This window comes from Micromonospora sp. NPDC047620, assembly GCF_043205005.1.
GTDB lineage: Bacteria > Actinomycetota > Actinomycetes > Mycobacteriales > Micromonosporaceae > Micromonospora.
The window spans coordinates 1-13,153 of record NZ_JBIDDG010000009.1 but is presented as its reverse complement, the minus strand read 5'-3'; the positions used below and the strand labels follow the sequence as shown (position 1 = coordinate 13,153).

10 protein-coding genes and 1 pseudogene are annotated in these 13,153 nt (G+C 74.1%); 6 read left to right on the top strand and 5 right to left on the bottom strand.

Features of this window, described 5'->3' with window-relative positions; genetic code table 11:
- Positions 1 to 195: 195 nt before the first annotated feature.
- The gene (locus ACGF5C_RS12685; RefSeq protein ID WP_393300507.1) at positions 196 to 1,743 is read right to left on the bottom strand and encodes an LPXTG cell wall anchor domain-containing protein; all 1,548 of its coding nucleotides are present in this window, start codon (positions 1,741 to 1,743) and stop codon (positions 196 to 198) included.
- Positions 1,744 to 1,923: 180 nt separating this feature from the next.
- On the opposite strand from ACGF5C_RS12685, the gene ACGF5C_RS12680 reads away from it, so the two are divergent.
- Positions 1,924 to 2,409: a SigE family RNA polymerase sigma factor gene (locus ACGF5C_RS12680; protein WP_350702198.1), complete on the top strand. Its 486-nt coding sequence runs from the start codon at positions 1,924 to 1,926 to the stop codon at positions 2,407 to 2,409.
- Positions 2,406 to 3,467: an LCP family protein gene (locus tag ACGF5C_RS12675; protein WP_393300504.1), complete on the top strand. Its 1,062-nt coding sequence runs from the start codon at positions 2,406 to 2,408 to the stop codon at positions 3,465 to 3,467. The genes ACGF5C_RS12680 and ACGF5C_RS12675 overlap by 4 nt, the downstream gene beginning before the upstream one ends.
- 4 nt (positions 3,468 to 3,471) lie before the next feature.
- Here the strand turns inward: ACGF5C_RS12675 and ACGF5C_RS12670 are convergent, their stop codons facing one another.
- On the bottom strand, positions 3,472 to 3,684 hold the full coding sequence (locus tag ACGF5C_RS12670; protein WP_393300501.1) for a hypothetical protein: 213 nt from the start codon (positions 3,682 to 3,684) through the stop codon (positions 3,472 to 3,474).
- Between the two features lie 127 nt (positions 3,685 to 3,811).
- Here ACGF5C_RS12670 and ACGF5C_RS12665 point away from each other — a divergent pair, with 127 nt between their 5' ends.
- Entirely contained in the window at positions 3,812 to 4,195 is a 384-nt protein-coding gene (locus tag ACGF5C_RS12665) for a phage holin family protein (protein ID WP_393300498.1), read from the top strand.
- 152 nt (positions 4,196 to 4,347) lie between these two features.
- Complete coding sequence (gene fbaA, locus ACGF5C_RS12660) at positions 4,348 to 5,373, top strand: class II fructose-bisphosphate aldolase (RefSeq protein ID WP_393300495.1); 1,026 nt, start codon at positions 4,348 to 4,350, stop codon at positions 5,371 to 5,373.
- A 66-nt stretch (positions 5,374 to 5,439) separates the two neighbouring features.
- On the opposite strand, the gene ACGF5C_RS12655 is transcribed toward fbaA, so the two are convergent.
- On the bottom strand, positions 5,440 to 6,696 hold the full coding sequence (locus tag ACGF5C_RS12655) for an LOG family protein (protein WP_393300492.1): 1,257 nt from the start codon (positions 6,694 to 6,696) through the stop codon (positions 5,440 to 5,442).
- Positions 6,697 to 7,060: 364 nt separating this feature from the next.
- On the opposite strand from ACGF5C_RS12655, the gene ACGF5C_RS12650 reads away from it, so the two are divergent.
- Positions 7,061 to 7,489, top strand: a complete 429-nt coding sequence (locus tag ACGF5C_RS12650) for a DUF3151 domain-containing protein (RefSeq protein ID WP_350702186.1) — start codon at positions 7,061 to 7,063, stop codon at positions 7,487 to 7,489.
- 58 nt (positions 7,490 to 7,547) lie between these two features.
- Here the strand turns inward: ACGF5C_RS12650 and ACGF5C_RS12645 are convergent, their stop codons facing one another.
- Both ACGF5C_RS12645 and ACGF5C_RS12640 read right to left on the bottom strand, forming a co-directional pair.
- Positions 7,548 to 9,425 carry a chromosome partitioning protein gene (locus tag ACGF5C_RS12645; protein ID WP_393301068.1) on the bottom strand — a complete coding sequence of 626 codons (1,878 nt, stop codon included), beginning with the start codon at positions 9,423 to 9,425 and terminating at the stop codon, positions 7,548 to 7,550.
- 855 nt (positions 9,426 to 10,280) lie between these two features.
- Positions 10,281 to 11,198, bottom strand: a pseudogene (locus ACGF5C_RS12640) (hypothetical protein); the annotation flags it as partial.
- Between the two features lie 498 nt (positions 11,199 to 11,696).
- Between ACGF5C_RS12640 and ACGF5C_RS12635 the strand changes: the two are divergent.
- The gene (locus ACGF5C_RS12635; RefSeq protein WP_357449811.1) at positions 11,697 to 12,986 is read left to right on the top strand and encodes an adenylosuccinate synthase; all 1,290 of its coding nucleotides are present in this window, start codon (positions 11,697 to 11,699) and stop codon (positions 12,984 to 12,986) included.
- The last annotated feature ends 167 nt before the right edge of the window (positions 12,987 to 13,153 follow it).

Genomic DNA, 13,153 nt, shown 5'->3' with positions numbered 1-13,153 from the left:
CCCCCGGAAAACCGTGGTGGTCCAGCGCCGTCCGGCGGCATCAGGTGGCCGCTCGTGGGGTGGAGGCGCGTGCTGTCGGGTCGGGGGACGGTTGCCGGGCCGGGGTCGGCTGCCGGGTCGGGGGATCAGGGGCGGGTGGAGACGGCGGTGCCCCGCCGACCGGGGGTCGACGGGGCACCGGCGGTGCGGGGAGGATCAGGCGACGAAGCGGGTCCGGCGGCGCTTGGCCACCAAGTAGCCGCCGACGCCCGCCACGAGCAGCAGACCGCCGATGCCGGCGATCAGGCCGGTGGACTCACCGGTGATCGGCAGTTCGGGGTCGTCACCGCCACCACCGCCCTCGCCACCGGTCGCGGCCTTGACGACCAGCGCGGCAGTGTCGTTCCTGGGCTCCAGGTCGACGACCTGCCCTGGCTCGCCCGGACCGAAGTGCAGCAGCTTGACCGAGCCCGGCGCGCCGCCCACCTTGTCGATTCGTAGACCGAACTCGAAGACGGCCGCCTCGCCCTTGCGGCGCAGCTCGAACCACTCGCAGTAGTAGACCCGGCCGCCCGGCTCGCCGTACCAGCCGGTCGGCTCCTCGGCGGTGCCCGGCGAGCACTGATCGGGCGCGTCCACCACGGTGGCGCCGGCGGGAACGGTGACCAGGGCGCCGGTCAGGAGTTCGCCCGGGTTGTACGAGTTGATCGCCGCGGGCCCGTTGTTGACGAAGCCGACCTTGGCGGTGACCGTCCCGCCGGCTGCGCCGGTGACCTCGCCACCAGTGGCGGCGACGTCGGCCCGCTGGTCACCGGTGACGGTGGCGTCGATCCAGGTGGCGTTGTTCGTCGTGTCCTTGTCGGTCTGCTTCACCGCGCGGGCCCGCGACGCCGGTGCCGGCACCAGCGTCATCGCGCTTCCGCTGCCCTTCTCCCAGTCCGCACCGGAGAAGTCACCGATGAACTCCTCCCAGTCGCCCTTGGCGAACCAGATCGCCTGGCCGTACTGCCGGCCCGGCGCCCAGGCGTCGGAGGCGATCGTCAGGGCGGACGAGTCGTCGAGCTGGAGAGCGGCTCCCGGCGGAAGCTCATCGTCGAAGTGGCACTGGGCGAGGTTGCTGCCGAACTCCGAGAGGTAGGAGCAGTTCGAGTGCCGCCGCGCCGGGGCGAGACCAGGGGTCATGGCGAGGAGCAGCACCGTGCCGCGTGCGGGTCGGTCGCCGACGTTGGTCACCGTGAGCGGCGCCTTGACCGTGGCGCCGGGGCCGCCGGCGAACTCCAGGGAGCGCTCCGTCTTCAGGTCGACGCCCTCGCCGACCTCGATGGTGGATCGTGCGGTGGCGGTGGGGCTTCCCTTGGCCGCCACGCTCAGGACGAGCTCGCCCTTGTCGCCGGGTGCGGCGGAATCCTTGGCGGTGACGGTCAGGTTGACCAGGTAGTCGGTGATCTCGGTGCCGTCGAGGGCACAGGTGATGACGGCGTCGGCCTCCTTGCAGCTCGACACCCGGTCGCCGAGGACGACCGTGGCGAAGCCGTCGACGTCGCTGCGGTCGATGGTGAGGGTCAGCTTCTCGGGCAGCGTCTCCGCAAACGCGTACAGGGTGACGGACTTGGCCTCGCCGCCCGGCGCGACCAGCGCGTTGTTGGCGTAGAGGAGAAGCTCGTCGCCGGGCTCTTCGGCGACGGCGGGGGTGGCGGAGGCGGCGACGAGCGCGCCTGCGACGCCCAGCCCGGCCAGCCAGCGCCGGGTGGAGTGCTTGAGCATGTGGGGGTTCCCTCCCGTGGGGGGTGCCAGGAGTGGCCAGCGGATCTTAAGGAAGCCTTAAGGCGGGCCGCTGTCCCGGTCGCCTCCGGCGGGCAAACATCGACCGAACGGCTGACCAGGATCGTCGCAACGTTCCGCCCGCCCGGACCCGTCATCTGAGACAGGAGCCCGGGAGGTGCAGTGACGTACGAGGAGTTCGCCGACTCGCGGCTGGCCGCGCTGCTGCGGTACGCGGTCATGCTGACCGGCGACCCGCACCAGGCGCAGGACCTGGTGCAGGACACCATGGTCCGGGTCCAGCTCAACTGGCGTCGGGTGGCTCGGGCCGACTCGCCCGAGCGCTACGTCCGCCGGATGCTGACCAACCAGTACGTCGACTGGCGGCGGGGCTCCTGGATGCGCCGGGTGCTGCTGCGCGCCGAGCCCGACGACGCGGTGCCGGTGCCGGCCGACCACGCCCAGCACGCCGTGGACCGGGACCAGGTCTGGTCCTGGCTGTCCGGGCTGCCGCGTCGGCAGCGGGCCACCCTGGTGCTGCGCTACTACGAGGACCTGCCCGACGCGGAGATCGCCGACATTCTCGGCTGCGCCGTCGGGACTGTCCGCTCGTCCATCTCGCGCGCCCTGGCCACGCTGCGGGCGGAACACGTGGAGGCCTGCTCATGATCGAGGACGACCTGCGTGCCGCCTTCGCCCGGCACGAGGCCCTGACCCCGCCCGTCGGTCCGCTGCGGTCCGCGATCGACCGGCTCGCGGCTGCCCGTCGCCGTCGCCGGCTGCGGCTCCGAGCCGGCGGTGCCGCGCTGGCCCTGCTCGGCGTGCTGGCGGTCGGGATACCACTGTTCACGCCCGACCGGGTCGCCGAGGACGCCACCCTGCTCGCCGAGCCCGCCGGCCCGGCACCGACGGGCGCGCTGAACATCCTGCTGCTCGGCGTGGACGGCTCGGCGAAGGAGCTCGCCCGGCTGGCGGACTCCGTCCTGCTGGTGCACATTCCGGCGGACCGCAGCCGGCCGTACCTCATCTCGCTGCCCCGCGACCTGGCGGTGCCGATTCCCGGTCACGGGACCGACAAGCTCAACGCCGCCTTCCGGCACGGTGCCGGCGACGGCCGGCCCGACCTGGGGCGCGGCTACGAGCTGACCCGCCGGGTGGTCACCGACCTGACGGGCGTACGCGTGGACGCCGGCGCGGTGCTCACCTACCCGGTGTTGCGCCGGCTCACCGACGAGGTCGACGGCGTGGAGGTCTGCCTGCCGCGCGAGGTGCGCTCCATCCACACGAAGCGGGTCTTCCCGGCCGGCTGCCAGCGGCTCGGCGGCGCCGCCTCGGTCGACCTGCTGCGGCAGCGGCGGGGACTGCCCGAGGGCGGGCTCGACCGGGACCGGCACGCGCAGCTTTTCGCCGCCGGGCTGATCCGTCGGGCCGGCGAGCAGGGGGTGCTGACCAATCCGGTCAGGCTCTTCGCCCTGGTCGACACCGTCGGCGCGGACCTGGTCGTGGGCGGCGGCGGTTCGCCACTGGTGGACCTGCTGAAGGTGCTTCCGGATCTGAAGTCCGTCGACCCGGTCGGGCTCAGTCTCCCGGTCGGGCCGCCGGAGGGCCTCGGCTGGCGGCTACCACCGGATCCGAAGGAGGCTCCGGCGTTCCTTGCCGCGTTGCGGGAGGACCGGCTGGCGCAGTGGGCGGCGCGGAATCCGGGTCAGGTCAACCGCACCCGTTGACGGATCAGCGGTAGTCCTCCTCGTCGGGGGCGACCACCCGGGCCTGCTCCATGGCGTCCCAGTCGTTGATCTCCAGGCCGCGATGCGGCTCCACGTCGGCCTCGCCGGGGTCGACCACGGCGGCCTGCTCGACCGCGTCGGCCGGTTCCGCCTCCATGTCGCGCTCCTCGGGGCTGAGGTGGTCGCTGGGGGCGAAGTCCTCTTCGGGCTGACCCATCAGTCCCTCCCGGGGTCTCGGCGGACGGTTACCCCACACACCGTACGGGCTGCGCCCGCCCGCCGCTCGGAAGCCGAGTCGACCGAATCGCCCCACCGGTCGCCGCCCCCGGTGCCAGGATGATGCCGTGGGCTTCCTGATCAGGCTGGCGATCACCGCGGTCGCGCTGTGGATCACCACGCTGATCGTGCCCGGCGTCGAGGTGACCGGCCGCTCCGGCGCCGACGACGCGCTCACGCTCGTCGTCGTGGCGTTGATCTTCGGCGTGGTCAACGCGGTGCTCAAGCCACTGATCAAGGTGTTCGGCTGCGTCTTCTACCTGCTTACCCTCGGCCTGTTCGCGCTGGTGGTCAACGCCCTGCTGTTCCTGCTGACCGACCGGATCGCCCGGGCGCTGGACCTGCCGTTCCACGTGGACGGCTTCTGGGCCGCGTTCTGGGGTGCCATCGTGATGGCCGTGGCCACCTGGCTGATCAGCGTCGTCGTGCCCGACAGGTGGGGGGAGCGGTGAGCGCCGCGACCGGCCGTCGGGCGCGTACCGGGTCGGTTGTGCCGGCGCCCCTCTTCTACGGGATACTTCCGACGGTGGACAGCGCGGTCCGGCGCACCCAAGGACAACAGCGGCCGGCGACGGCCGACAGCGGTAAGTAAGGAGCGTTCGACATGCCCATCGCTTCCCCCGAGACCTACGCGGAGATGCTGGACCGCGCCAAGGCCGGCCGGTACGCGTACCCCGCGATCAACGTGACGTCCTCGCAGACCCTGAACGCGGCGCTCAAGGGCTTCGCCGACGCGGAGAGCGACGGCATCATCCAGGTCTCGACCGGTGGCGCGGAATACCTCTCCGGACCTTCGATCAAGGACATGGTCACCGGCGCGGTGGCGTTCGCCGCGTACGCGCACGAGGTGGCCAAGAAGTACCCGGTCAACATCGCCCTGCACACCGACCACTGCCCGCAGGAGAAGCTGGACAAGTTCGTCCGCCCGCTGATGGGCATCTCGCAGGAGCGGGTGAAGCGCGGCGAGGAGCCGCTGTTCCAGTCGCACATGTGGGACGGCTCGGCCGTGCCGGTGGCGGAGAACCTGGAGATCGCCGCGCAGCTCCTCGACGAGGCCGCCAAGGGCAAGATCGTCCTCGAGATCGAGGTCGGCGTGGTCGGCGGCGAGGAGGACGGCGTCGAGAACGCCATCAACGAGAAGCTCTACACCACGGTCGAGGACGGCCTGGCCATGGTGGAGGCGCTCGGCCTGGGCGAGAAGGGCCGCTACATGGCGGCGCTGACCTTCGGCAACGTGCACGGCGTCTACAAGCCGGGCAACGTCAAGCTCCGCCCGGAGATCCTCAACCAGATCCAGGAGGCGGTCGGCGCCAAGTACGGCAAGGAGAAGCCGCTCAGCCTGGTCTTCCACGGCGGCTCCGGCTCGCTGCTGTCGGAGATCCGCGAGGCGCTCGACTACGGCGTGGTGAAGATGAACATCGACACCGACACCCAGTACTGCTTCTCCCGCCCGGTCGCGGACCACATGTTCCGTAACTACGACGGCGTGCTCAAGATCGACGGCGAGGTCGGCAACAAGAAGATGTACGACCCGCGGGTCTGGGGCAAGGCCGCCGAGGCCGGCATGGCCGCCCGCGTCGTGGAGGCCTGCGAGCACCTGCGCTCGACCGGCACCACGCTCGCCAAGTGACGCGCTGACGCGTACCGCCGGCGGCCGGCTCCCCACCGGGGGCCGGCCGTCGGCGTGTCCGGCCCGTCAGGCCGTCGCGGTGAGCACCCGGACGGCCTCGTGGACGTCGTCGGTGAGGTGCACGGTGGCGGACAGGTCGCCGAACGGCGAGGCGCCCAGCAGCGGTCGCAGCAGCGACTCCACCGGCAGCTCCCGCGTCCAGTACGCGCGGTCCAGGAAGACGTACGCGCCGCTGGCCCCGTCGGTGCCGTAGTAGGTCTTGGTGGCCGCCTGGAACACCTCCTGCACGGTGCCGGCCCGGCCGGGCGCGAAGACGATCCCGCCCCGGGCCAGCCGCAGGATGGTGTCCTCCCGGATGGCGTTGGAGAAGTACTTCGCGATCCGGCCGGCGAACAGGTTCGCCGGCTCGTGCCCGTAGAGCCAGGTCGGGATGGCCAGCCCGCCGGCGCGCGCCCAGTCCACGTCGCCGCCGGCCAGCACGGCCGAGTCGACGCGGGAGACGCTGGCCGCGTCGGCGGCCCGGGGTCGGGGCGGCGGCACCGGCTGGCCGTAGCGCTCCCGGACCAGCAGCGCCGCCGCCGTGTAGCGGTCGTGGTCGGTGAAGTCCGGCGCCCCGGCGAGCAGGTCGATCGCGGCGTCCAGGTCCTCGACCGGCCGCAGCGCCAGGAACGCGCCCAGGTTGGCGGCCTCCATCACCCCGGGCCCGCCGCCGGTCACCACCAGCCGGTCGGCCCGGGCCAGCTCCCAGCCCAGCACGGCCGCCATCCGGTACGGCGCGCTGCCGCGCGGCACCGCGTGCCCGCCCATGATGCCGACCACCGACTGCGGCCCGTGGGTGGCCAGCCAGGCGCGGGTGGCGTCGGCGAGCGCGTTGTCCACGCCGTGGTCGTGCAGCCGCTGGCCGAGCGCCTCCTTCACCTCCGGCAGCGCCCCGCCGTGCGCGCGGAAGTGCTCGTAGACCCGGGTGTCGTACATCCCGGCGAAACCGCCCTCGGCGAAGCCGGCGGCCAGGTCCTCCGGGGTGTAGAGGTGCGAGGGCTGGGTCGGGTAGGGCAGCCCGGAGAACGGCGGCACGACGTTCGCGCCGCGCCGGACCAGGTCGGCGCCGACCTCGCGGGAGGCGAAGCGGCACCCGACGAACAGGGTGCCGGTCACCTCGATCCCGGTGAGGTCGGGAACGGGTGCGAGGTCGAGCCGCAGCCCCTGCACGGTCAGCCCGACCAGGCTGCCCGTGGCCAGTCGCCGGTCGAACTCGGCGCGGGTCTCGATCTCGTCGGTGCAGGTGTGCGGCTCGATGACGTCCGCGGGTGGTGGGGTCGGCACCCTCGCCATCCTGCCCCGCCCCGGCAACCGGCCAAACCTGCGGGGTGGCCGGGCGGTCGGCAGACCCGGCCCGGCGGCCGGGCGGTGCGGACGCCGCGCGGTGCCGGTGGCGACGTCGGCGGCACGGGGCCGCTCGGCTCGTCGGGGAACGCGCCGGGTCTGCCCGGAACGGACAGGAGCCCGGCGACCGCGGCCACCGGGCTCCTGCATAACCCGGTCCTGGGGAGGCTCCGGACCAATAGTTGTAGTGGAAAACATCTGCCGGTGGCATAGGCCGCAGGCGTGACCAACTCCTCAGCCGTTCAGGCAACCGGCTCGCCCAACCCCCTCGCGCACCCGCGGGCGAAGCGGGTTGAATGGGACGATGCAGAACCTGTTGCCGGAACCACCGGCCACCCTCCTCCCCGCGCACGACGAGGCCGACGCCGCCCTGGCCGCCGCCGAGCAGGCCGGCAGCGACGAGGCGTACGCCGAGGTGGCGGCGCGCTTCCCGACCTACAGCGCCGGCTGGGGCGCGCTGGCGGCTCGGGCTCTCGCCGCGGGCCAGGTCGTCCCGGCGTACGCCTACGCGCGCACCGGCTACCACCGGGGGCTGGACCAGCTGCGCCGCAACGGCTGGAAGGGGCACGGCCCGGTGCCGTGGTCGCACGAGCCGAACCAGGGCTTCCTGCGCTGCCTCTACGTGCTGTCCCGCGCCGCCGACGCGATCGGCGAGGCCGACGAGGCGGCCCGCTGCGCCCAGTTCCTCCGGGACTGCGACCCGGCCGCCGCGGACGCGCTGGCCAGCAACTGACGCCGCTCCGACGGCCGGCCCGACACGCTGCGGGCCGGCCGTCGGGCTGTCCCGGTCCCTACAACCCCTCCGCCACGGAAGCGGCGATCTTCAGCCAGGCGTCCCGCGTGGCCGAGGAGAGCGCGGCGTACCGGATCGGCTCGCCGGTGTCGATGAGCCGCTCGTACGGCGCGAGCAGCACCGCCCGGGTGCGGGCCGCAAAGTGTTCCTGGATCGCCGGCAGGTCGATCTCCTTGCGCGAGGGCGGCATGGAGACCACGGTGACCGCCTGCCGGACCAGCCGCTGCCGGCCACTCTGCTCCAGGTGGTCCAGCATCCGGGCGGCCGTCTCCGCCGAGTCGTTCCGGGCCGACATGGTGACCACGAGCTGGTCGGTGGCGTCCATCGCGGCCTGCCAGTTCTGGGCGCGCACGTTGTTGCCGGTGTCCACGAAGATCAGCTTGTAGAACCGGCTCACCACCTCGCGGATCTCGGCGAACGCGGCGGCGGTGAGCATCTCGCCCCCGGTCGCCGACTCGTCCGAGGCGAGGACGTCGAACATCCCCTCGCCCTGCGACCGGACGTACTGCGACAGGTCGCCCACCCGCCCGTGCGCGCCCTGGAACTGGCCCAGGTCGCGCAGCATGTCCCGCACCGTACGCGAGTGGAAGTCCTGCTGGGCGCGCATCCCGAGGGTGCCCTGGGTCTCGTTGTTGTCCCACGCCAGCACGTAGCCGCCGCGCTTCTGGCCGAACGTCATCGCCAGCAGCAGGATGGCCACCGTCTTGCCGGCACCGCCCTTCGGGTTCACCACGGTCACCTGGCGCAGCCCGCCGAAGTTGCGGCGCACCATCTCGATGTCCCGCCGCAGCTCCTGCTCGTGCCGCCCCGGCGGGAGCCGCAGCCCCATCCGGTTCGCCACCGCCCGTACGCCCATCGTGGCCACCGGGTCGGCGGGCCGGACCTGCCGGCGGCGGGCGAAATCCTCGGCGGTCGGCGGCGCGGTGATCGCCGGGTTCCAGTTCGGGTCGGGCTGGCCCGGCGGCACGGCGGTCACCCCCTCGGCCGCCTGGTACGCCTGCTGCGGCACCGGGCCGGCGACCCCCGGCGTGCCCGGCGGCCAGGCCGGCGGATACCACCCGGGCTGGGGCGGGTACGGGCCGGGCGGCGGCGTCGGGCCCGCCTGCTGCGGCGGGTACGGGCCGGTCATCTGCGGCGGGTACGGGCCGGGTGGCATGGCCCGCACCGGTGCCCCCGCATCCGGCCCGGGGCCCCCGGCCGGCCCGGCCGCGCCGCCCTGCCCGGCCGCGCCGCCCTGCTGCGGCATGCCCTGCCCGGCGCTGCCCTGCTCGTCCGTGCCCTGCCGGGCCGAGCCCTGCCCGGCCGTGTCTGGCCCGGCTGTGTCCTGCGGGGGCATGCCGTGCCCGGCTGTGTCCTGCGGGGGCATGCCGTGCCCGGCTGTGTCCTGCGGGGGCATGCCGTGCCCGGCCGTGCCCCGCTGGGGTACGTCGGGACCGGGCGCGGCACCTCCGCTCGTGGGCGTCGGCTCGGCGGCACCGTGGTTCGTCACGGCTGCCGGCCGGGCGGTGCCGGCCGCCGACGTGGATTCGACGGCGGACGGGGCGGGCCGCTGCGGCGGCTGTGCCCACGGGGACTCGGCCGATCCGCGGGCCCCGCCACCGTGGGCCGCGCCGCCGTTCGTCGAGACGCTGTGGGCCGCGCCGCCGTTCGCCGAGCCGCGGATCGCCGCTGTGCCGCCCGCCGGTGCGCCGCCTCCGCTGTCGGTGCTGCCGGCAACCCCGCTCGGCGCCGGCCCGACGCCGGTCGCGTCCGAGCCGGCGGCGACCTCCGGCGACCGCTCGCTGGCGGCGGCCCGGTCGGTGGCCGAGGGCTGCGGAATCGGGGCCGGGCGCGTGACCGGGACCGGTGCGGCCGGCTGGTCGAGGCTGAAGGGCATGTCGAGGTCGACCCGGGCGGGGGCGGGCTGAGGAGACCGGGGAGCCGGCACGCCGGCTCCGACGCCCTCGGCCGGGGCCCCACCCGCCCCGACCGCCGACCTGGTTCCGTTCCCGGCGACGCCCGGGGCGCTCGTGCCCTCACCGGCCAGGGCGGAGGTGCCCCCACCGGGCGGAACAGCCCCCACCGCGCCGGGCGGAACGGCCGCGCCCCCGGGAGGTACGACTGCGCCCGAGACCGGCGGGGCGACTGAGCTTGCCGGCGGAACGGCTGCGCCCGAGTCCGGCGGGGCGGCTGTGCCGATGCCCTGCGGGGCGGCTGTGCCCGAGTCCGGCGGGGCGGCTGTGCCGATGCCCTGCGGGGCGGCTGCGCCCGAACCGGCGGGCGGGGCGGTCGGGTCGCTGGGCGGGACGGCAGCGCCTGCGGCGGGCGGGGTGGTCAGCCCTGCGGGGGGCGTCGGCGGCGCCCAGCCCTGGCCCGACGGTCCGGGCCCCCATCCGGAGGCCGCAGCCGGCGGGGGCGCCCAGCCGGTCGCCGGGTCCGGCGGCGCGGGTGTCGCCGGGCCGCCCGGCAGGCCGCCGGTCAGAGACGGGTAGTCGGCGGGCGAGGGCGGTGCGGCCGGCCGGCCCTGCGGGGGGACGGGCGACGCCGCGGCGGTCGACGCCCACGGCGGTGCGTCGGCACCGTCGATCTGGTCGGGCGGCCAGAGTGGTTCGATGTCCCGCTCCGGCACCGGCGGCTGGCCGGGTACGTGGACCCGGTCGGCGTTCTCGTCCACCACGGTTCCTCCCCATTCCTTCTGCCGAGGATAGGCCCAGTGGCCGGCCGCGGTCGGCCGTCGCGGGGGACGCCGAGGTCAGCTCGTCCAGACCGCCCAGGCGCCCGGCTCGGTCCACCAGGACCGCTTCCGGCTCAGCTCGCCCTCGGCCCCGTCGTCGAGGAACGGGACCTTCCCCTCGCGGGGCAGCACGGACACAGCCCGCCCCCGGGCGCGGCGTACCTCCAGCCGCATTCGCTTCCTGCCCAACGCCGAGCGGGTGACCACGGGCACGGCCACCGCAACCTCGACCCGCCCGTCCGTCGGGTCCGGGTCGCCGAGCAGTGTCACGTCGTCGAGTCGGGCGTACCCGCCGGCGTTGCCGATCGCGCAGGCCAGCAGCGGGTCGTCGCCGTTGGAGAGGACGGCGTCGTCCACCTCGACCCGCCCCCGCCAGTGCAGCGGCCGGCCGCTGTCGTCGGCGGCGCCGATCAGCGCGCCGTCCAGGGTCACCGAGCCGCCGTCGTTGCGCAGCAGGTCGAGCCGGCGGGCCGTGCCGTCCAGCACCGCGGCGGCCACCGCCGCCGGGTCGCGGGGCAGCCCGAGCTGCGCCGCCAGGTCACGGTGCGTCGTGCTCCGCGCCGGATCGAGCGGGAGTACGCCGATCGGCGGCAGGTCCGGCACCGTACGGTTGCCGGGGAGGTCGTCGGGACGGCGGCTGGGCGGTGGGGCGTACCGCCGGACGAGCCGGCGCACGACGGCGCGTAACTGCGCGTCGCTGGCGGCGGCGACCACCAGCCGGATCTTGGAGTCCGGGTCGGGCCAGGTGAGGCCGTCCGGGCGGGGCGGCCCGTCGAACCGGGCCAGCACCTCGTCGATCTCGGCGTCCGAGCGGGCGGTGACCGTCTCCACCCGGGCGCCCCGGGCGGTGAGCGCGTCCGCGCAGGCCAGCACCGGCACCCGGGGGGTGTCGCAGCCGGCCTTCCCGTCGTGCCGGTCGCCGGTCCCGCAGACGTCGGCCGCGTCACGTGCCGTCGCGTCCCCGTCCGCCGTCGCCCCGGCCCCGGTCTCGGCTCCGTCCGCCGCAGCCCCGGCCCCGGTCTCGTTCGTCGTCGCCTCGGCGTCGCCCTCGTTCGTCGTCGCCTCGGCGTCGCCCTCGTTCGTCGTCGCCTCGGCGTCGCCCTCGTTCGTCGTCGCCTCGGCGTCGCCCTCGTTCGTCGTCGCCTCGGCGTCGGCCTCGTGCGCCGCAGCCCCGGCGTCGCCCTCGTGCGCCGCAGCCCCGGCGTCGGCCTCGTGCGCCGTCGCGCCGCCGCAGCAGGCACCGCCGCTGCCGCAGGCCCCGCCGGGCGCGTCGCGCTCCGAGCCGAGGGTGAGCAGCACCACGTCGTACACGGAAACGGCCTCCTGCCTCTCGACGCGACCCCTGCCGGCCGCGCCGTCACTACTTGTTAGCCTGACACCCCGGGCTCGCTGACCGGTCGCCACCTGGCACCCGAGCCTTCTGGAGGCGAGAAGATGCCAGCGATCGTGCTCCTCGGCGCCCAGTGGGGCGACGAGGGCAAGGGCAAGGTTACCGACCTGCTGGGTGAGCGGGTCGACTACGTCGTGCGCTACTCCGGCGGCAACAACGCCGGCCACACGGTGATCACCCCGGACGGCCAGAAGTACGCGCTGCACCTGATGCCGTCGGGTGCCCTGTCACCGAGCGCGATGATCGTCATCGGCAACGGCGTGGTGGTCGACCCGAAGGTGCTGCTGGCCGAGATCGACGGGCTCGCCGAGCGGGGCGTGGACGTCAGCCGGCTGCGGATCTCCGGCGACGCGCACCTGATCATGCCGCACCACCGGGCCCTGGACCGGGTCGTTGAGCGCTACCTCGGCAGCTCCCGGATCGGCACCACCGGCCGGGGCATCGGCCCCGCGTACGGCGACAAGGTCGCCCGGATGGGAATCCGGCTGCAGGACCTGCTCGACCCGGGCATCCTGCGCAAGAAGCTGGAACTGGCGCTGCGCGAGAAGAACCAGCTCCTGTTCAAGGTCTACAACCGCAAGGCGATCGACGTCGACGCGACGATCGAGGAGTACCTGGAGTACGCGGAGCGGCTCAAGCCGTACATCGCCGAGACCCGGGTCATGCTCTGGGACGCGCTGGACCGCGGCGAGACGGTCCTGCTGGAGGGCGCCCAGGCCACCATGCTCGACATGGACCACGGCACGTACCCCTTCGTGACCTCGTCGAACCCGACGGCCGGCGGGGCGTGCGTGGGCGCCGGCATCCCGCCGACGGCGATCAGCAAGGTGATCGCGGTCAGCAAGGCGTACACGACCCGGGTCGGCTCCGGGCCGTTCCCGACCGAACTCTTCGACGACAACGGCCAGCACCTGCGCAAGGTCGGCCACGAGTACGGCACCACCACCGGCCGGGAGCGCCGCTGCGGCTGGTTCGACGCCGTCGTCGCCCGGTACGCCTGCCGCCTCAACGGGGTCACCGACCTGGTGGTCACCAAGCTGGACGTGCTGACCGGCCTGCCCAAGGTGCCGATCTGCGTCGGTTACGAGATCAACGGCAAGCGTTACGACGACATGCCGATGACCCAGACCGACTTCCACCACGCGACTCCGATCTACGAGGAGCTCGACGGCTGGTGGGAGGACATCACCGAGGCGAGGACCGAGGCGGAACTCCCGGAGAACGCCCGCCGCTACATCGCCCGCATCGAGGAACTCTGCGGCACCCGCGTCAGCGTGGTCGGCGTGGGCCCGGGCCGCGAAGAAAACGTCCTCCGCCACCCCCTCCTCCCCTAACCCCCTCCCCCCTCCCCTCCCTCCCCTCCCCCCGGACCACCCCGTTGATCATGAAGTTGTTGCCTTCGGTGTCGGGGCGGTGTCAAGTGGTGAGTGCAATCGTCAGGGCGCGATGAGTTGAGCGAGACGCTGGGTTGGGGTTGCCCAGCCCAGCGTCTGGCGGGGTC